The sequence below is a fragment of the Rahnella bonaserana genome (assembly GCF_019049675.1).
In the GTDB taxonomy this organism is placed as follows: Bacteria; Pseudomonadota; Gammaproteobacteria; order Enterobacterales; family Enterobacteriaceae; genus Rahnella; species Rahnella bonaserana.
The window spans coordinates 151,061-169,686 of sequence record NZ_JAFMOW010000062.1 but is presented as its reverse complement, the minus strand read 5'-3'; the positions used below and the strand labels follow the sequence as shown (position 1 = coordinate 169,686).

Below are 18,626 nucleotides of genomic sequence, written 5' to 3'. Positions count from 1 at the left end.
TTCAGTACGCAGAATTATTCCGGATCTTTCAGATAGGCTTTGAACTGTGGCGACATATAACTTTTAAACGTGTCGCCTTCTTTGGTGATCAGATACACCGCCAGATGCTGTTTTTCCGCCAGCGCCAGCGCTTTATGCGTGCCCAGCACCATCAGTCCGGTATCCCAGCCATCGGCTTCCAGCGCGGTGGGCGCAATCACCGTCGCGGATACAAGCTTGTGCGTGATCGGCGAACCCGTGGCGGGATCAATAATGTGCGAAAGGCGTTTACCATCCAGTTCATAATAATTGCGATAGCTGCCGGACGTGCTGATGCCCATGCCCTGTAAATCGACAATCGCCTGCACGGCCGTTTCTTTATCCGTCGGTTTCTGAATCGCCACCTGCCACGGATTGCCCTTCGCATTATGTCCGCGGGACACCACTGCGCCGCCCACGGACACCAGATAATTGCTGATACCGTTGCCTTCAATCAGCCGCGCCAGATGATCCGTGGCGTAACCCTCGCCAACGGTTGAAAGATCGACATACATTCCCGGCAAATCTTTTTGCAGATACTGTCCGTCGCTTTGCTGGATCACTTTCAGATGCTGTAATCCGGTCAGTTTACGTGCGGCAGCAATCTGCTCCGGCGTCGGCGTTTTGACTGGTTGTTTGTCAGGCCCGAAGCCCCACAGATTGACCAGCGGGCCAACGGTGATATCCATCGCGCCGCCGGTCAGCATCCCGATGCGCATCGACGTGACGATTGCATCGGCCATGCCTGCGCTGACAGGTTGCGGCACGTTGCCCTGATACTGATTAAAGCGCGAAAGCACCGAGTCGTCTTTATATGTCGACAGCTGGTGATCGTCTTCTTTGAGCTGCGCCTCGATTTGTTCACGCAGTGCAGCTTCACGACTTTTGTCCACACCCGCCAGACTGACGCGGTAAAACGTGCCCATGGTTTTACCTTCAATCACCATCGTGTCGCCCTGTTCAGCCGCGTTACGATCACAGGCAGATAAGAGAGTGACGCCGCAAAGCAACAGCGCGCCGCGCAAATAAATCGGTTTCAGGAACATGCAAATAGCTCAATTAAGTGCCCGTTTCCGGGCATGGAAAAGTGTCAGGACAGTAAGGGGTAGCGCTTAAACCACGCTGCAACAAACGTTGAGTTAACGTGCCGGCAAACATCAGCGACTGCGTTTAGCGTGACGTTCCCAGTTTTCCTGTTTCGCCTGCGCGGATTTTTTCAGCGCGACATAACAGGCACCGGCACCGCCATCTTTTTGGATGGCCACGCAGAACGCCTGAACGTCATCAAGCTGTTTCAGCCATTTGGCGAGATAACTGCGCACAATGTTGGCATGACTTTCATCATCACGCCCGCGACCGTGGATGATCAGCAAAGTACGCAGATTTTCGGCCTGAGCCTGGCAGAAGAAAGTAAAAAGCTCCTGACGACACTGTTCGACCGGTTTGCGCAACAGATTCAGGCTGGCTTCCAGCGGATATTTTCCCTGACGGAGTTTGTCGAGGACGCCCTGCTGCACACCATCGTGCTTATACCCGAGCGGCTCGTCGCACGGCTGGATATTCAGAAAGCCAGTGGTCAGAGGATTTTCACGTTTTTCCGTTTCTTCTGCGTTGCTGACCTTCTGTCCGGAGACTGAGTTTTTGAGGTAGACCACCCGTTTATCCGACGCCAGTGGCTGAACTCCGGCCATTTCCTGACTGAATAAATCATCATCTTTGCTCATCTGCTTACCTCTTTTCAGCGGTGGGACTGCTGCAAATTATCCCTGTAAACCCCCTGCGGGTAAAGCTGCCAGCAAACCAGCCTGGGGCGGTAAAAAATCCTGAAATGCCGGCACGGTCAATAAAACTCATTTTTCTATCTATACTTAGCTGCTGGGACAGAAGTAAAAGGTTAAAGATTTGCGTCTGTTACCGGCTGAATTGAGGAGAAAAGATGCCTTACCTTGACGATCCCTTGATTATTTTTACTGACCTTGATGGCTCCCTGCTCGATCATCATGATTACAGTTGGCAACCGGCTCAACCCTGGCTGGACAAACTTTCGGCGGCAAATATTCCGCTTGTTCTGACTACCAGCAAAACGCCAGCAGAAGTCGCGGCATTGCAATCGGCTTTACATCTGACGCATCAGCCTTTTATTGCTGAAAATGGAGCGATGATCCATCTGCCGCCCGGGTGGCGAACCGGTGATGAAGTCCCGTTTCATATTAACGGCGCGGGCTACAGCGAGATCCGCCAGACGCTGGTGGAACTGCGTCAGCGTTATGATTTTGAGTTTCGCGGGTTTGGCGATGTCACGCCAAATCAGGTTGCCGTCTGGACGGGTTTATCGGAGCCGGAAGCAGAACTCGCCATGCAGCGCGAGGCATCTGAACCACTGGTCTGGTTTGGTAACGATCTGGATTTTGCGTATCTGAAAAAATGCCTGGCCCGCGAAGGTCTGGCACTCACCCGTGGCGGAAGGTTCTGGCACGTCATGGCAGCCGGTGCGGGTAAAGGTCAGGCGGTGCAATGGTTGTCTGAGCGCTATCAGCAAAAACGCGGTCAACCGGTCATCAGCATCGGGATTGGCGATGGCCCGAATGATTTATCCATGCTGGAGGCAGTGAATTACGCCGTGGTGATCAAAGGCCATCATGACCATGAAATGCCGCTGCATCGTGACGATATCTCACACGTTTTTCGTACCAGTGAATTTGGCCCGCAGGGCTGGAGTCAGGGGCTGAGTCATTTTATCCCGGTTTTTTAGGGTAAATTTTAAGAGGAAAATGACGTTTATTAATAGATTGTTTTCACATTGTTTATCGTTCTGTATTTACAGAGAAGACTTCCAATAATTTTATCTATTCTAAAATTGGAGAATACCGTATGAGCGATTTTTATCAGGATGGAGTCATTACCAATTTTCATAATCTGACTAACCGCAAAGTCGAAGAGCTGGAATACGATTTGCAGGTTTTTTCAGGCCGCCGTTCTATGGGATTAATATTACCTTCGTTGTTCTCAGAACTTGAAGGTCCGGCACTGACCCGCATTGTGGATGAACTCACGAAAGTCCCCTATCTGGAAGAAATCGTCATTGGTTTAGATCGCGCCGATCGCGATCAGTTTTTATTTGCCCGTGAATTCTTTTCCCGCCTTCCGCAGCGCCACCGTATTTTATGGAATGATGGTCCGCGCCTGAAAGCGCTGGATGAAGAACTGAAAAAAGAAAATCTTTCACCTAATGAACCGGGCAAAGGCCGCAACGTATGGTTCTGTGCCGGTTATACGCTGGCATCGCGGCGCACGTCAGTTGTCGGGCTACATGATTGTGACATTGTCACGTACAGCCGCGATATGCTGGCCCGCCTTATGTATCCGGTGGCCAATCCCAATTTCCATTACGACTTCTGTAAAGGGTATTATGCCCGAGTCGCCGACGGTAAATTTAATGGCCGCGTGGGACGTCTTCTGGTCTTCCCGCTGCTGAAATCGCTGCAAATTGTTTACGGCCACTCTGACTTTCTGGAATACCTGCGTACCTTCCGCTATCCGCTTTCCGGTGAATTCGCGATGCGCACGGACATTCTGAATGACCTGCGTATCCCGAGCGACTGGGGACTGGAAATCGGCGTACTTTCAGAACTTCATCGTAATACGGCGACCAAGCGTATTTGTCAGGTCGATATCGCCGATACCTACGATCACAAGCATCAGCCGATGTCCGAAGATGACGCGACTAACGGGCTTCAGCGCATGAGTATCGATATCACCAAGGCGCTTTACCGCAAAATGGCGATACTTGGCGTGAATATTACCAGCGAATCATTCCGTATCCTCAAAGCTACCTACTATCGTAACGCGCTGGATATGATCGACGGGTTTGAGAATGACGCAAAAATGAACGGATTATCATTTGACCGCCACAGCGAGGAATCTGCCGTGGAGCTGTTTTCAGGGGCGATTATGGAAGCCGGTCAGGCGTTTGTGGATACGCCGAGCGAAAAGCCCTTTATTCCAAGCTGGAGCCGTGTACAGTCGGCCTTCCCTGATATGCTGGATCGCATTCACGAAGCGGTGGAAAAAGATAACGAGGGTGATGTTTAACGTCGCTTTCCGGCAGAGTAAAAAACAAAAAACGCTGCAATCGCAGCGTTTTTTTATGCCTCAACGTCATGTGCTTTTATGCGGCTTCTTTTTTGCCGGGAAACAAGAAGCTGGCAATAATGCCCAGCGCAAGAACGCCCAGAACTACGTAGAGGCTGGTTAAGGCGCTGATTTCAATCCCGTGATGCCACAGATGATTACTGGAATTGAGTGCCAGTTTTGCCGCCACAAAGAACAGCAGGAAAATCACTGATTTTTCGAGATGCACCAGATATTTACGCAACGCCTCAAGCACGAAATACATAGTACGTAAACCGAGTACGGCAAACATCATGGCGGAATAGACAATCAGCGGCTCGCGGCTGACGGCGATAACAGCCGGCACACTGTCAAAGGCAAACATCAGGTCAGAAATCTCTACCACGGCAATACATAACAGCAACGGCGTCGCGTAACGAACACCCTTTTTCACTGTAAAGCTAAAGCCCTGATTTTCCGGCTTCGCCAGCTCAGCTTCAACCTGTTCACTGCTGACCAGAAAATGAGGGCCAACCAGCTTTGGAAACACCGGGAAGAAACGGCGAACCAGTCGGTTGGCGATATGATCTGAGTAATCATCATTTTCCTCGTCATCATTTCCTGCACGCATCATCAGGATCGCCGTCCAGAGGATCACTACGGCAAACACCATTTCCACCCATGGCCCGAGCGCCAGCAAACTGGTGCCGATCACCACGAAAATTCCGCGGAATACGATTGCGCCAATGACACCCCAGTACAAAATCCGGTGACGGTAGCCGTCAGGCACCTTGAACCAGGCGAAAATCGCCATAATCACAAACAGGTTGTCGATAGAAAGCACCTGCTCCAGCGCATATCCGGTCAGGAAAAGACTGGCGACTTCTTTGCCATGATGGACATATAAAAACGCGGCAAAACTCAGGGAAACGGCAATCCAGAACAGTGTCCAGAGAGAAGCGCTTTTCAGGCCAATCGGCTTGTGGCTGCGGTGCGCAAAGATGTCAGTTAATAACGCGGCAACCGCCACGACGACAAAGACAATGGTTGTTTCCAGCGGAAAACCCAGGGAATCGGACTGCATGACACCTTTCCTAAAAGTAAACGAATGCTAAACGAAGGGAGCATTGTAAGCGGTTGTGAGGCGAATGGGTATCAAAGTCGATCCGGTTGAGCGTTTATGCCATAATTCTGTGTTGCTTATTTCAGGATTAGCCAGGGCTAAAATAATGCAAAACGGGCAAAAAATTCCTTCCTGGCCTGCTATAAATTGATTTAAAACCTATATTTCCCCAGCTCCAAATATTCTTTTCATCAATAAATTGATCCTGATTTAAACCTCATTGATTCTCAGTTCGGCTTAATTCCTTGTGAAGATCAATTTTTTATTTAAAAAAAACCTTTTAAAATCGGGGTTTTTTAACATTTCGCTCTTTTCGCTCCATTAAGCTACTTATCACTCGGCGTAAATGATGTTAAAATTGACCCATATCAATATTGCCAGAGTGACTCTTATGATCCCGGAAAAGCGTATTATTCGACGTATCCAATCTGGTGGCTGTGCGATCCATTGTCAGGACTGTAGCATTAGCCAGCTTTGTATTCCTTTCACGCTTAATGAGCATGAACTTGATCAGCTCGATAACATTATCGAAAGGAAAAAGCCGATCCAAAAAGGTCAGGCATTGTTTAAAGCGGGTGACGAATTGAAATCCCTGTATGCCATTCGTTCCGGGACTATCAAGAGCTACACCATTACCGAACAAGGTGACGAACAAATTACCGGTTTCCATCTGGCAGGCGATTTAGTCGGCTTCGATGCTATCGGTGGCTTGCAGCATCCGAGCTTTGCTCAGGCGCTGGAAACCTCAATGGTTTGCGAAATCCCGTTCGAAACGCTGGACGATTTGTCCGGCAAAATGCCAAATCTGCGTCAGCAAATGATGCGTCTGATGAGTGGTGAGATCAAAGGCGATCAGGATATGATCCTGTTGCTTTCGAAGAAAAATGCGGAAGAACGCCTGGCGGCATTTATCTATAACCTCTCCCGCCGCTTCGCTCAGCGTGGTTTCTCTCAGCGCGAATTCCGCCTGACGATGACCCGTGGCGATATCGGTAACTACCTCGGTCTGACCGTGGAAACCATCAGCCGCCTGCTCGGCCGTTTCCAGAAATCAGAAATGCTGAGTGTTAAAGGTAAATACATCACGATTGAGAATCATGAAATGCTTTCTCAATTAGCCGGTCAGTCTGCGCCGGTCTCTGCCTGATCTGTCAGGCTCCCGCCTGACAATTATTGCGTCGGATCATCAAGGAATAATTTGTTGATCCGACTCAATTTCTCCGCTATCCGATTGCTTAATCTTGGTTTACTCTGTACTTAATACACTGACCGCCGTTCTCTTACAGGTGTTAAGGAGTCCCCATGGCTAAGTATCAGAATTTACTCGTTGCTATCGACCCCAATCAGGATGACCAACCCGCGTTACGTCGTGCCGTTTATCTGGTGCAACGTAACGGCGGCAGTATCAAAGCCTTTTTGTCGATTTATGATTTCTCCTACGAGATGACCACCATGCTTTCGCCAGACGAGCGAATCGGCATGCGACAAAGCGTAATCAGCGAACGGGAAGAATGGATAAAAGAGCAGTGTCGCTACTATGTGGAAGCAGGTATTCCAATCGACGTCAAAGTGGTCTGGCACAACAAACCTTTCGAAGCGATTATTCAGGAAGTGCTCGCCGGTAATCATGATTTGCTGCTGAAAATGGCCCACCAGCACGACCGTCTTGAATCCGTAATTTTCACACCGACAGACTGGAATTTACTGCGTAAGTGCCCTTGCCCGGTGTGGATGGTCAAAGACCAGCCATGGCCTGAAGGCGGTAAAGCCGTAGTCGCCGTTAACCTTTCCAGCGAAGAGCCCTATCACGACCCGCTCAATATCAAACTGGTGAAAGAAACCATCGAACTGGCGTCGCACGTTAATCAGACGGAAGTGCATCTGGTGGGCGCGTATCCGGTCACGCCGATTAATATTGCCATCGAACTGCCTGACTTTGACCCGAGCGTCTACAACGATGCTATCCGTGGTCAGCATCTGATTGCGATGAAAGCATTGCGGCAGAAATTCCAGCTTGACGAAAAATTCACACACGTGGAAAAAGGCCTGCCGGAAGAAGTCATTCCGGACCTTGCCGAGCATTTACAGGCAGGTGTGGTTGTTCTGGGCGCGATTGGCCGTACCGGTCTTTCTGCGGCGTTTTTAGGCAATACCACGGAACAGGTGATCGACCATCTGAAATGCGATTTACTGGCCATCAAACCGGACGATTTTGAATGCCCGATTACCTCTGATGACGATGAAGAAGATGACGATGAGTGATCTCTGAAAACAATCTCTGAGAATAATGTCTGAATTGCACGCAAAAGAAAGGCCAGTCAACTGACTGGCCTTTTTAATTACGGCTCAGAAATTACAGAGCACGCAGGATTTTCTCAACGCTTTCTTTGGCATCGCCAAACAGCATCTGAGTATTTTCTTTGAAGAACAGCGGGTTCTGCACACCGGCATAACCGGTATTCATTGAACGTTTAAAGACGATCACGTTCTGCGCTTTCCACACTTCCAGCACCGGCATACCCGCAATTGGACTGCGTGGATCTTCCTGAGCTGCCGGGTTCACGGTGTCGTTAGCACCAATAACCAGCACAACATCGGTATCGCTGAAATCGTCGTTGATTTCATCCATTTCCAGCACGATGTCATAAGGCACTTTCGCCTCAGCCAGCAGGACATTCATATGGCCCGGCAAACGCCCTGCAACAGGGTGAATACCGAAACGGACCTTGATGCCTTTAGCGCGCAATTTTGCAGTAATGTCGTGCACCGGATACTGTGCCTGAGCTACCGCCATGCCGTAGCCTGGGGTGATGATCACTGAGCTGGCGTTTTTCAGCATCTCTGCCACGTCTTCCGCGCTTGCTTCGTGATACTCACCCATTTCTTCGGCGTTGCCTGTAGAAGATCCATCAGTACCAAAGCCACCGGCAATGACGCTGATAAACGAGCGGTTCATCGCTTTACACATGATGTAAGACAGAATCGCACCCGAAGAACCCACCAGCGCACCGGTCACGATCAGCAGGTCGTTGCTGAGCATAAAGCCCGCCGCCGCCGCTGCCCAACCGGAATACGAGTTAAGCATGGACACCACTACTGGCATGTCCGCACCACCGATGGAAGACACCAGGTGCCAGCCGAACGCCAGCGCGATAAGGGTCATGATCAGCAAGGCAAATACCTGCAGACCGACGCTTTCAGTGCGAACAAACATCACCATCAGCAGGAAAGAAACGACCAGCGCTGCCAGATTCAGCTTATGACGATGCGGTAAAGCCAGCGGTTTGGAAGAGATAATGCCGCGCAGTTTACCAAACGCCACAATCGAACCGGTGAAGGTGACGGCACCAATGAAGATGCCGAGGAAGACTTCGGTCAGATGGATGTTTTCCATCACCCCTTCCATCGGCACAGCACCATGATCCAGATAGCTGTTAAAGCCCACCAGAACCGCTGCCAGACCCACAAAGCTGTGCAGGATGGCGACCAGCTCAGGCATTTCAGTCATTTCGACCTTACGTGCCAGATAAACACCAATCGCACCGCCGATCACCATGGCGACGATGATCCAACCCACGTTACCTGAGTCAGGCCCGAGAATGGTGGCGATTAACGCAATGGCCATCCCGGTGACGCCGAAAATGTTACCCTGTTTGGATGTCTCATGTTTCGACAGCCCGGCAAGGCTGCAAATAAACAGAATAGCGGCAACAATATATGCTGCTGTAACTAAACCCCCAGACATATATTCCCCTTAGTTCTTACGAAACATCTTCAGCATGCGCTGAGTGACGGTGAATCCGCCGAAAATATTGATACTGGCAATCAGCACGGCAATGAAAGACAGGAAACTGACCCATCCGCCATGACCGATTTGCAGTACGGCACCGACCACAATGATCCCCGAAATGGCGTTAGTTACCGACATCAGCGGGGTATGCAGCGCATGGCTGACATTCCACACCACGTAGTAACCGACCACACAGGACAGCGCAAACACCGTGAAGTGAGAGAGGAACTCTTTCGGCGCCACATTCGCCAGCCAGCCAAACAGCACAATGGCTACCGCCATGATGATAAATTTGGTCCAGGGTGACGCGGGTTTTGCTTCCGCTTTGGCTACCGGTTCAGCGGCTTTCGCAGCCTGTGGTTGAGCAGAAACCTGAATCGGCGGTGCCGGCCAGGTCACTTCACCGGCTTTCACCACGGTCACACCGCGCACAACGGTATCTTCAAAATCGATTTCGATTTCGCCGTTTTTCTCTTTGCACAGTAATTTCAGCAGGTTAACCAGATTGGTGCCGTAAAGCTGAGAGGACTGCGTCGGCAGGCGGCTTGGCAAATCGGTATAACCGATAATCTTCACGCCGTTTTCTGTGGTGGTAATCTGGTCAGCGACCGTCAGTTCACAGTTACCGCCCGTTTGTGCTGCCAGATCGACAATCACACTGCCCGGTTTCATCGACGCGACCATCTCTTTGGTGATGAGCTTCGGTGCCGGACGTCCCGGGATAAGCGCGGTGGTAACGATGATGTCCACTTCTTCGGCCTGGGCTGCGAACAGCGCCATTTCCGCTTTAATGAAGGCTTCTGACATGACTTTTGCGTAGCCATCACCGCTGCCTGCTTCTTCTTCGAAGTCCAGCTCGAGGAACTCCGCACCCATACTTTTTACCTGTTCCTTCACTTCTGGACGGGTATCAAAAGCACGGACGATAGCGCCGAGGCTTCCTGCTGCTCCGATGGCAGCCAGGCCAGCCACACCGGCACCGATAATCATGACTTTTGCCGGCGGCACTTTACCCGCAGCAGTGATCTGCCCGGTAAAGAAACGACCAAATTCATGGGCGGCTTCCACAATCGCACGATAACCGGCGATGTTAGCCATTGAGCTCAGGGCATCCAGAGACTGTGCGCGGGAAATACGTGGCACAGAGTCCATTGCCATTGCCGTCACCTGACGGTCAGCCAGTTTTTGAATCAACTCAGGGTTTTGCGCAGGCCAGATGAAGCTGACCAGCGTGGTGCCTGCCTGTAATTTATCGATTTCATCGTTTTCAGGCGCATTCACCTTCAATACGATATCTGATTGCCATACATCATCGCCGCTGACGACAGATGCACCCGCCAGTTCATAAGCTGCATCGTCAAAGCTGGCTAATTTACCGGCTCCTTGTTCGATAGCGACCGTAAAGCCGAGTTTAAGCAGTTGTTCCACCGTCTTCGGCGTGGCTGCAACCCGGGCTTCATTGGTCAACCGCTCTCTTGGTACACCAATACGCATAGTCTTCCCTTCACCCTTTTCATTGATGATTTATGTCATCGTCATAACAAGTCAACTTCATGCCTGCCGGTTGATAGTAACCCCCGGTTTGTATTTTTTCAGGCCGCTTATAACCTACTGAATATCTAATCAATAATCTACGTATCACAGCGATAGTCAGACAATTAATAATAAAAAAATTGATATGGGCCGCAAACCTGCTGCAAACCTGAGTAAACAGGCATTTAATCCACCTGAGAACCGGCTTTATACCCGATCAATCACTGAGGGTTTCCCTGCCATAACCCGCTCAGGTCGGGCATAAAAGTTAGAAAATAGTGAATAATTAACATTTATTTCACTACTTGGAATATTCAACAAACTTATATAAGTTATGCATAGTTAAAAAAGTAGCTGTTATTGCCGGTGGCGCACACATTATTGCCATAAATTGCTGAGACACTCGGCATTGTTACATGCAATAATCGGCCGCTAACCTGTTACACATCAAGAATTCAGCACGTTTCAACATTACTGCGCAAGGTGAAAGGATTTTTTATGAAGCTGACAAAAACGATCATCGCATCGGCCCTGTTTTCTGTTTCTGCGCTGTCGGCTGCCCATGCCGCGCAGGAAATTAGCCCGCAGAAAGCTGCAGCCATTAAGCCTTTTGATCGCATTGTTATTACCGGGCGTTTCAACACGCTGGGCGATGCGGCTGATGCCGTCTCCCGCCGTGCCGATACGCTGGGTGCAGATTATTTTTATATTCAAGATACCAACAGCACTAACAATAGCGGTAACTGGCGCGTAGTTGCAGATATCTATAAAAAAGATGCGCCAGAAGTGAGCAATGATCCACATTATCGCGTCATTAATGGCGTGGTAGAGCTGCCGAAAGACGTCGCTTATGGACTTGAGCCTTTTGATACTGTGACTGTCAGCGGTTTCTATCGCAGCCAGCCAGACGTTAACGATGCCATTACAAAAGCAGCGAAAGATAAAGGGGCTTACTCCTTCTTCATCGTTCGCCAGATTGATGCCAACAGCGGCGGCAACCAGTACATCACTGCGTTTATTTATAAGAAAGATGCGCCAAAACGTGTGGTTCAGTCTCCTGATGCTATTCCTGCTGATTCTGATGCAGGTCGTGCAGCACTGGCAGCCGGTGGCGCAGAAGCGAAGAAAGTTGAGATCCCAGGCGTGGCCTCTTCCGGCAGCCCGAGCCGTGAAGTAGGCCGCTTCTTCGAAACGCAGTCATCTACCGGTAAACGTTACACCGTCACAGCAACCAACGGTGCGAAAATTCAGGAAGTGAATGACGTGACCGCTGCTCAGATGGTGCCGTTTGATTCCACGACCTTCACCGGTCACTTCAACAGCACCACGGACGTTTCACAGGAAGTGGCAAACCGTGCAGCTGCCAAAGGCGCCAAGTTCTACCACATTACCCGTCAGTGGCAGAATAAAAGCGGTGGCAACCTCACCGTCAGCGCAGACTTCTTCAAATAAGTCTGAGCCGGAAACAGCAAAAGGCAGCCAGAAATGGCTGCCTTTTCTTTTGCCGCGAACATTTTTCCCGCAGCTTACTGCCCCCAGGTACGTTCCAGCACATTAATCCAGTTCTTGTAACAGATTTTCTCCAGCAGTGCCTGGCCATACCCCGCTTTACGCAGTGCCTCAACCAGCACCGGCAAACCTCGCACGTCCTTCATAAAGGGTGCCATTGATGCCCCGTCAAAATCCGAACCGAAGCCCACGCCATCCTCACCCAGATGTTTAACCAGATAATCCACATGACGCACCATGATGTCTGTACCGGTATCGTCGCTGCGTTTGCCGTCTTCACGCAGGAATGGCACCGCAAAATTCAGCCCGACAAAACCGCTGCTCTCTTTGATTGCGCCAAGCTGATTGTCAGTGAGATTACGCGACATCGGGCAAATGCTGAACGCATTAGAATGGCTGGCCACCAGCGGCGAATCACTCAGTTCAGCCACCTGCCAGAAGCCTTTTTCGTTCAGATGCGACAAATCAATCATGATGCGTTTTTGGTTACAGGCTTTGATCAGCCGGATACCCGCGTCGGTGAGCCCCGGTCCGGTGTCCGGCGACGTTTGGAATTTGAATGGCACACCCTCGCCGAAAATGTTCGGGCGACTCCAGACCGGCCCGAGAGAACGCAGCCCCATGCTGTAAAGCACATCCAGATTATACAAATCCTCATCTATGGCTTCCGCCCCTTCGATATGCATAACCACAGCTAATGCATGGTTATCTATCGACTGTCTGATTTCCTGCGCGGTACGGCAAATTTTCACCTTTCCCTGCGACTTCTCTTCGATTCTGAGCAGGAATGCCATCATGCCAAATGTGACGTCACGTGCAAAATCGAAAGAAGGTGTCGGGGAAAAATCAGGATGTTTTTGAGTACCTTCCGGCAGAAAACGGGTATCCACCGTACGATCAGGCACGCTATTTGCTAGATCCACTTCAGGAGTAGGCACCCAGGCGGCGAAAAGCCCGCCGGCAAAGCCTGCGTCACGACAGCGCGGCAGGTCTAATTGTCCGCTGGCGGGTCCCTGAAGGAATGTATGTGCAGGATCCTGACGATGCTCGTTCCAAAGTTGTAGCAAAACATCGTTATGTCCATCAAAAACCGGCATTAATTCTTCAGTTCCGTGCGCTACGTTATTCATAAAAAAGGTCTACCTTTGATTGAGCATGACTAAGACAACGGAGATTTGTTCAGCCAGGGTGCACTCACCGCGTGATATTGCACCAGCAAAGAACAAGCACAGTACGCTTCACATTAGTTTTTTCGATATGAAACGTCGAGGTGTGTAAAGCAACGGTTTTTCATTTAAGCCAGTTGCCCGGAGTTAAGTCAAGGGTGAGCCAACGTGATTTTTAATTTTACTTTTATATATCAACACGATGGGAGTAGTTATGGTTACCAGGCGTCAGTTTGTTACCGGTTTTTCCGCAATACCTGTTCTTTCCTACCTGAAATTCGATGCTGTTTTTGCTGCCACACCGGCCTCAATTCTGGTGATGGCCATCCAGCTCGATATCATTACCAGCCTTGATCCGCATGAAAGTTTCGAGTCCGTGGGCAGTGAAATTACCGGTAATATGTACCAGCAACTGGTGAAACCAAAACTGGCCTCCCCTGATGAAATCGAAGGCGATCTGGCGGTTTCATGGACCGCTTCCGACGATAAAAAAACCTTCACGTTCAAACTCGATCCGAAAGCAAAATGGGCCGATGGAAAACCGGTGACCGCAGAAGATGCAGCGTTTTCACTGCAGCGTGTGGTGAAACTCGATAAGAGCCCGGCTTACATCATTAACCAGTTCGGCTATACCAAAGATAACGTCGACAGTCTGATTACCGCACCGGACGCCGAAACGCTGGTGATCCAGACCACTGAACCGGCTTCTGAGTCTTTCCTGCTTTACTGCCTGACAGCTAACGTGGGCAGCATCGTGCAAAAATCTGCCTGCCTGGCGAATCAGGCGGGTGACGATCTGGGTAACGCATGGCTGAAGAAAAACAGCGCCGGTTCCGGTGCCTTCAAGCTGCGCGACTGGAAGGTCAGCGAATCGGTGATTCTGGAAAGCAACAAAAACAACCCGCACGCAGGCAAAATCCAGCGCATTATCATGCGTCATATTATCGACCCTTCTGCCCAGCTGCTGATGTTACAGAAAGGCGATATCGATATCGCCCGCAACCTGACCACTGAACAGTTACGTCCGCTGATGAAGGACAAGAACTTCACGCTGGTACAGAAAGGCATTGCCGGCACCTTTATGCTGTCAGCCAATACCGCACATCCGAATCTCGCCAAACCGCAGGTCTGGCAGGCGATCAAATGGGCCATCGATTACGAAAACATCCAGCAGCATATCGTTCCGCTGACCCACAAAATCCATCAGAGCTTCCTGCCGGAAGGTTTCCCGGCGGCGGTGAATACCATCATGTACAAACGTGATGTGGCAAAAGCCAAAGCGCTGCTGGCAGAAGCCGGTTTCCCGAATGGTTTTGAAATCACCCTCGATCACTACTCAGCCTCACCTTCTTCTGACATCGTGCAGGCATTGCAGTCGAACCTCGCTGACGTCGGGATTAAAGTCACGTTACTGGCTGCTGAAAGTCGTCAGGTGTTGACCAAAATGCGTGCGCGTCAGCAGCAACTGGCGATGACCCAATGGGGTGCGGATTACTTCGACCCGAACTCCAACGCAGAGGCCTTTTGCAGCAATCCGGATAACACTGATAAAGCCAAGAGCCGCACACTGGCATGGCGTTGCAGCTGGCAGGATAAAGACATTTCAGATCTCAGCACCAAAGCGCTGAAAGAGTCTGATCCGGCCACCCGCATCAAACTCTATGAAGAGTTGCAGACCAGACATATGGAAAACAGCCCGTTTGCCATCATGTTGCAGCCCACTATGACCGCCGCCTGCCGTAACGTGATTTCCGGCGTGGTATTAACAGTAATGAGCACCAGCCCTTACGAGAAGGTTGTTAAAGCGTGAGCAAGAGACTCAAAGGATTTCTGAGTACCTGCATCAGCGTTTGTCTTACTTTGTTTGGTCTGTCGGTGGTGACTTTTTTCATTGGTCGCGTGATGCCGACAGACCCGGTTCTGGCTGCGGTTGGCGATAACGCCCCGCAGGCAGTCGTCGAACGGGTTCGTCATGAAATGGGGCTGGATCAGCCCCTCTGGATGCAGTTCTTCCACTATCTCAGTCAGGTATTTCACGGGGACTTAGGCCGTTCTGCCCTGACTTCCAATCTGGTGACTACCGATATCGCACGCTTTTTCCCGGCAACCCTGGAACTGGCGACGGCGGCCATTATTATTGCGGCCATTGTCGGCATTCCGCTGGGTGTCTGGGCGGCAACGCGTCAGGGCAGCTGGATTGATCAGACTATCCGCGTGGTATGTCTGGCCGGTCACTCCCTGCCGGTGTTTGTGCTGGCGCTGCTTAGTCTGCTGATTTTCTACTCCGCGCTGGGTATCGCGCCGGGGCCGGGGCGGCAGGACATCATTTATCAGGATATGATCCCGCAGGTCACCGGTTTGCTTACCGTGGATTCGCTGCTGGCCGGTGACATGGGCGCATTTTGGGATGCCCTCGCGCATATGGCCCAGCCGGTGCTGATCCTCGCGTATTTCAGCATGGCCTACATCACCCGCATGACCCGTACTTTTATGCTCAACGCACTCGGGGGCGAATATGTGATAACGGCCCGCGCCAAGGGGCTTTCTGCGCAACGCGTGATCTGGAAACATGCTTTCCCGACCGTTGGCGTGCAGCTGATTACGGTTCTTGCACTGACGTATGCCGGTTTGCTGGAAGGTGCCGTGGTCACTGAAAACGTCTTCTCCTGGCCCGGCCTCGGGCAATACCTCACCGTATCGCTGATGAATGCGGATATGAACCCGGTGATCGGCTCCACGCTTCTTATTGGCGCGATTTACGTGCTGCTCAACCTGCTGGCCGACCTTCTCTACCGACTATTGGATCCCCGCGTAAAATGAGCACTCTTCCGGACACACCTCAACCCCGCGCAGGCAGCCGCGCCTGGCTGCTGGCAGATACACCGCTTACCCGGACACAAGCCGTCTGGGGGCGTCGTTACCGCATCTGGCTTGGTCTGCGCAAAAATCCGCTGGCCGTCACCGGCCTGTTCACCGTGCTTATCGTCTTGCTGATTTCCCTCTGTGCGCCGTGGCTGACCAGTTACGATCCGGGTGCGCAGGATCTGGCGCACCGTCTGGCGAAACCGTCTTCCCTGCACTGGCTGGGGACCGACGAACTGGGACGCGATACCCTGAGCCGTATTCTTTACGGCGGACGTATCACGCTCGGGATGGTGATTATCGTGGTAGCGATCGTCGCCCCGCTCGGCCTGCTGATTGGCTGCGTGGCCGGTTACGCGGGCGGATTGCTTGACCGTATTCTGATGCGCATAACCGATATCTTCCTGGCGTTCCCGCGTCTGATCCTGGCTCTGGCCTTTGTGGCGGCGCTCAGGCCCGGTATCGAAAGTGCCATTCTGGCGATCGCCCTTACCGCCTGGCCGCCGTATGCCCGTCTCGCCCGCGCCGAGACCATGCAGGTTCGCGGCACGGATTATATTGCCGCCTGCCGTCTGACCGGCGCAACACCGGCGCGTATTGTGCTGCGCCATATCATGCCGCTGTGCGTACCCAGTCTGGTGGTACGCATCACACTGGATATGAGTTCGATCATTATCACCGCAGCAAGCCTCGGTTTTCTGGGGATGGGCGCACAACCGCCGTCGCCGGAATGGGGCGCGATGATTGCCACTGCGCGCCGTTTCCTGTTCAGCGAATGGTGGGTGCCTCTGATCCCGGCCATTGCGATTTTTGTCACGTCACTGGCGTTTAACTTCCTCGGCGACGGTCTGCGCGACGTCCTCGATCCTAAGGAGAAATAATGCTGGTTGATATCAAAGATCTGCATATCACATTCCAGACTAACAGCGGCAGTTTCGACGCTGTTCGCGGTGTGTCCCTGTCTCTGGGTAAAGAAAAGTTCGGTATTGTCGGCGAAAGCGGTTCGGGGAAATCCCTGACCGCGCGCTGCCTGATGAACCTGCTGCCTTCGGGCGCAAAATGTCGCGCCGAAACCCTGTCCTTCGACGGTATTGATCTGCGCAATGCCAGTGAAAAGCAGATGCGCCAGATACGCGGCAAACGCGTCGGATTCATTTTGCAGGATCCGAAATACTCGCTGAACCCGGTCATGCCGATTGGCAAACAGGTCGCCGAAGCCTGGCAAACGCATAAAGGCGGTTCGAAAAAACAGGCAATGAACGCCGCCATAGAACTGCTGGATCAGGTGCGTATCCGCGACCCGCATAAAGTCGCCGAACGTTATGCGCATGAAGTGTCCGGCGGCATGGGGCAGCGCGTAATGATCGCCATGATGCTGGCACCGGATCCGGAACTGATGATTGCCGATGAACCGACCAGCGCGCTGGATGCCACCGTGCAGGCTGAGATTTTGCGTCTGCTGGATGACTTAGTGTCCAGTCGCGGCATGGGGCTGATTCTGATCAGCCATGATTTGCCGCTGGTGTCCAAATTTTGCGACCGCGTGGCCGTGATGTACGCAGGACGTATCGTCGAAACCCTGCAGGCTGGCGACCTGCTGAAAGCGCAACATCCTTACACCCGCGGGCTGCTGGAATGTCTGCCGTCGCTGAAACATCCGCGCGACAGGCTGCCGGTGCTGGTGCGTGACGAAGCATGGAAAACCTCATGACTGACCAATCCCCTCTTTTCAATCAGGATTTAGATAACAGCAAAATCATTCTGAACAATCTGCGAATTGCTTTTGGTGATACTGAAGTAGTGAAAGGCGTGAGTTTCAGTGTTGCGCCGGGCGAATGCTTCGGGATTGTCGGCGAAAGTGGCTCGGGAAAATCCACTATTTTACGCGCGCTGGCCGGACTGAATCAGTCATGGTCAGGAGAAATGGTGATTGGCGGTGAAGATCAGCTGCCGGTACGCCAGAAACGCTTCTTTCGCCGCGTGCAGATGGTGTTTCAGGATCCTTACGGCTCGCTGCATCCTCGCCAGACCATCGACCGCATTCTCAGTGAGCCGCTGATCGTGCATGGTTTTCTTAACATCGAGAAGCGCATAACCGATGCCCTTATTGAAGTCGGTCTGCCGCAGGCGGTACGTTTTCGTTTTCCGCATCAGCTTTCCGGCGGACAGCGTCAGCGTGTCGCCATTGCGCGGGCGATGATTTCAGAACCGGAAATTTTACTGCTCGATGAGCCCACTTCCGCGCTGGATGTGTCGGTACAGGCGGAGATCCTCAACCTGCTAAGCGACCTGCGTGAACGGCGGAAACTGACTTATATTCTCGTCAGCCACAATCTGGCCGTAGTAACGCATCTTTGCACCAGCATTGGCGTAATGATTGGTGGTGAAATGGTCGAACTTCTGAGCGCAGACGATTTACGGACGGGCAACGTCACCCATCCGCATACAGCAGAACTTCGATCGTTAAGTCTCAGTTTAGAGGAGCCTGAATAGCCGTTGCATAAACGGACATTAT

General features: G+C 51.7%; 16 protein-coding genes. 10 read left to right on the top strand and 6 right to left on the bottom strand.

Annotated features, from left to right (window positions below):
• Positions 1 to 14: 14 nt before the first annotated feature.
• A complete protein-coding gene (gene apbE / locus J1778_RS12280) occupies positions 15 to 1,064 on the bottom strand; it encodes an FAD:protein FMN transferase ApbE (protein ID WP_217173398.1) in 1,050 nt (349 codons plus the stop codon).
• Between the two features lie 111 nt (positions 1,065 to 1,175).
• Positions 1,176 to 1,742: a DNA endonuclease SmrA gene (smrA, locus tag J1778_RS12275; protein ID WP_217173397.1), complete on the bottom strand. Its 567-nt coding sequence runs from the start codon at positions 1,740 to 1,742 to the stop codon at positions 1,176 to 1,178.
• 212 nt (positions 1,743 to 1,954) lie between these two features.
• Here smrA and J1778_RS12270 point away from each other — a divergent pair, with 212 nt between their 5' ends.
• Positions 1,955 to 2,770, top strand: a complete 816-nt coding sequence (locus J1778_RS12270) for a mannosyl-3-phosphoglycerate phosphatase-related protein (protein ID WP_217173396.1) — start codon at positions 1,955 to 1,957, stop codon at positions 2,768 to 2,770.
• 119 nt (positions 2,771 to 2,889) lie between these two features.
• The gene (locus tag J1778_RS12265) at positions 2,890 to 4,110 is read left to right on the top strand and encodes a glycosyltransferase family protein (protein WP_112288685.1); all 1,221 of its coding nucleotides are present in this window, start codon (positions 2,890 to 2,892) and stop codon (positions 4,108 to 4,110) included.
• A gap of 76 nt (positions 4,111 to 4,186) precedes the next feature.
• Here J1778_RS12265 and J1778_RS12260 read toward each other — a convergent pair whose 3' ends face one another.
• Positions 4,187 to 5,212: a TerC/Alx family metal homeostasis membrane protein gene (locus J1778_RS12260; protein WP_217173395.1), complete on the bottom strand. Its 1,026-nt coding sequence runs from the start codon at positions 5,210 to 5,212 to the stop codon at positions 4,187 to 4,189.
• A gap of 430 nt (positions 5,213 to 5,642) precedes the next feature.
• On the opposite strand from J1778_RS12260, the gene J1778_RS12255 reads away from it, so the two are divergent.
• Together J1778_RS12255 and uspE are read left to right on the top strand one after the other, a co-directional pair.
• The gene (locus J1778_RS12255) at positions 5,643 to 6,398 is read left to right on the top strand and encodes an FNR family transcription factor (protein ID WP_013575564.1); all 756 of its coding nucleotides are present in this window, start codon (positions 5,643 to 5,645) and stop codon (positions 6,396 to 6,398) included.
• Positions 6,399 to 6,553: 155 nt separating this feature from the next.
• The gene (uspE, locus tag J1778_RS12250; RefSeq protein ID WP_217173394.1) at positions 6,554 to 7,513 is read left to right on the top strand and encodes a universal stress protein UspE; all 960 of its coding nucleotides are present in this window, start codon (positions 6,554 to 6,556) and stop codon (positions 7,511 to 7,513) included.
• A 91-nt stretch (positions 7,514 to 7,604) separates the two neighbouring features.
• On the opposite strand, the gene pntB is transcribed toward uspE, so the two are convergent.
• Positions 7,605 to 8,996, bottom strand: coding sequence for a Re/Si-specific NAD(P)(+) transhydrogenase subunit beta (gene pntB / locus J1778_RS12245; protein ID WP_217173393.1), 1,392 nt, complete (start codon positions 8,994 to 8,996; stop codon positions 7,605 to 7,607).
• A 9-nt stretch (positions 8,997 to 9,005) separates the two neighbouring features.
• Positions 9,006 to 10,535, bottom strand: a complete 1,530-nt coding sequence (pntA, locus tag J1778_RS12240) for a Re/Si-specific NAD(P)(+) transhydrogenase subunit alpha (RefSeq protein WP_217148901.1) — start codon at positions 10,533 to 10,535, stop codon at positions 9,006 to 9,008.
• Between the two features lie 537 nt (positions 10,536 to 11,072).
• On the opposite strand from pntA, the gene ydgH reads away from it, so the two are divergent.
• Positions 11,073 to 12,026 carry a DUF1471 family protein YdgH gene (gene ydgH / locus J1778_RS12235; protein ID WP_132964074.1) on the top strand — a complete coding sequence of 318 codons (954 nt, stop codon included), beginning with the start codon at positions 11,073 to 11,075 and terminating at the stop codon, positions 12,024 to 12,026.
• A 74-nt stretch (positions 12,027 to 12,100) separates the two neighbouring features.
• On the opposite strand, the gene J1778_RS12230 is transcribed toward ydgH, so the two are convergent.
• Complete coding sequence (locus J1778_RS12230; protein WP_217173392.1) at positions 12,101 to 13,213, bottom strand: dipeptidase; 1,113 nt, start codon at positions 13,211 to 13,213, stop codon at positions 12,101 to 12,103.
• Between the two features lie 250 nt (positions 13,214 to 13,463).
• Between J1778_RS12230 and J1778_RS12225 the strand changes: the two genes are divergently transcribed.
• Genes J1778_RS12225 through J1778_RS12205 form a run of 5 tightly spaced genes read left to right on the top strand, consistent with a single transcriptional unit; the run spans position 13,464 to position 18,604 of the window.
• The gene (locus J1778_RS12225) at positions 13,464 to 15,059 is read left to right on the top strand and encodes an ABC transporter substrate-binding protein (RefSeq protein ID WP_217173391.1); all 1,596 of its coding nucleotides are present in this window, start codon (positions 13,464 to 13,466) and stop codon (positions 15,057 to 15,059) included.
• Positions 15,056 to 16,069: an ABC transporter permease gene (locus J1778_RS12220; protein ID WP_112288693.1), complete on the top strand. Its 1,014-nt coding sequence runs from the start codon at positions 15,056 to 15,058 to the stop codon at positions 16,067 to 16,069. Before J1778_RS12225 ends, J1778_RS12220 begins: the two co-directional genes overlap by 4 nt.
• Entirely contained in the window at positions 16,066 to 16,992 is a 927-nt protein-coding gene (locus tag J1778_RS12215; RefSeq protein WP_217173390.1) for an ABC transporter permease, read from the top strand. Before J1778_RS12220 ends, J1778_RS12215 begins: the two co-directional genes overlap by 4 nt.
• Positions 16,992 to 17,822, top strand: coding sequence for an ABC transporter ATP-binding protein (locus J1778_RS12210; protein ID WP_217173389.1), 831 nt, complete (start codon positions 16,992 to 16,994; stop codon positions 17,820 to 17,822). Before J1778_RS12215 ends, J1778_RS12210 begins: the two co-directional genes overlap by 1 nt.
• Positions 17,819 to 18,604 carry an ABC transporter ATP-binding protein gene (locus J1778_RS12205; RefSeq protein ID WP_217173388.1) on the top strand — a complete coding sequence of 262 codons (786 nt, stop codon included), beginning with the start codon at positions 17,819 to 17,821 and terminating at the stop codon, positions 18,602 to 18,604. The genes J1778_RS12210 and J1778_RS12205 overlap by 4 nt, the downstream gene beginning before the upstream one ends.
• The last annotated feature ends 22 nt before the right edge of the window (positions 18,605 to 18,626 follow it).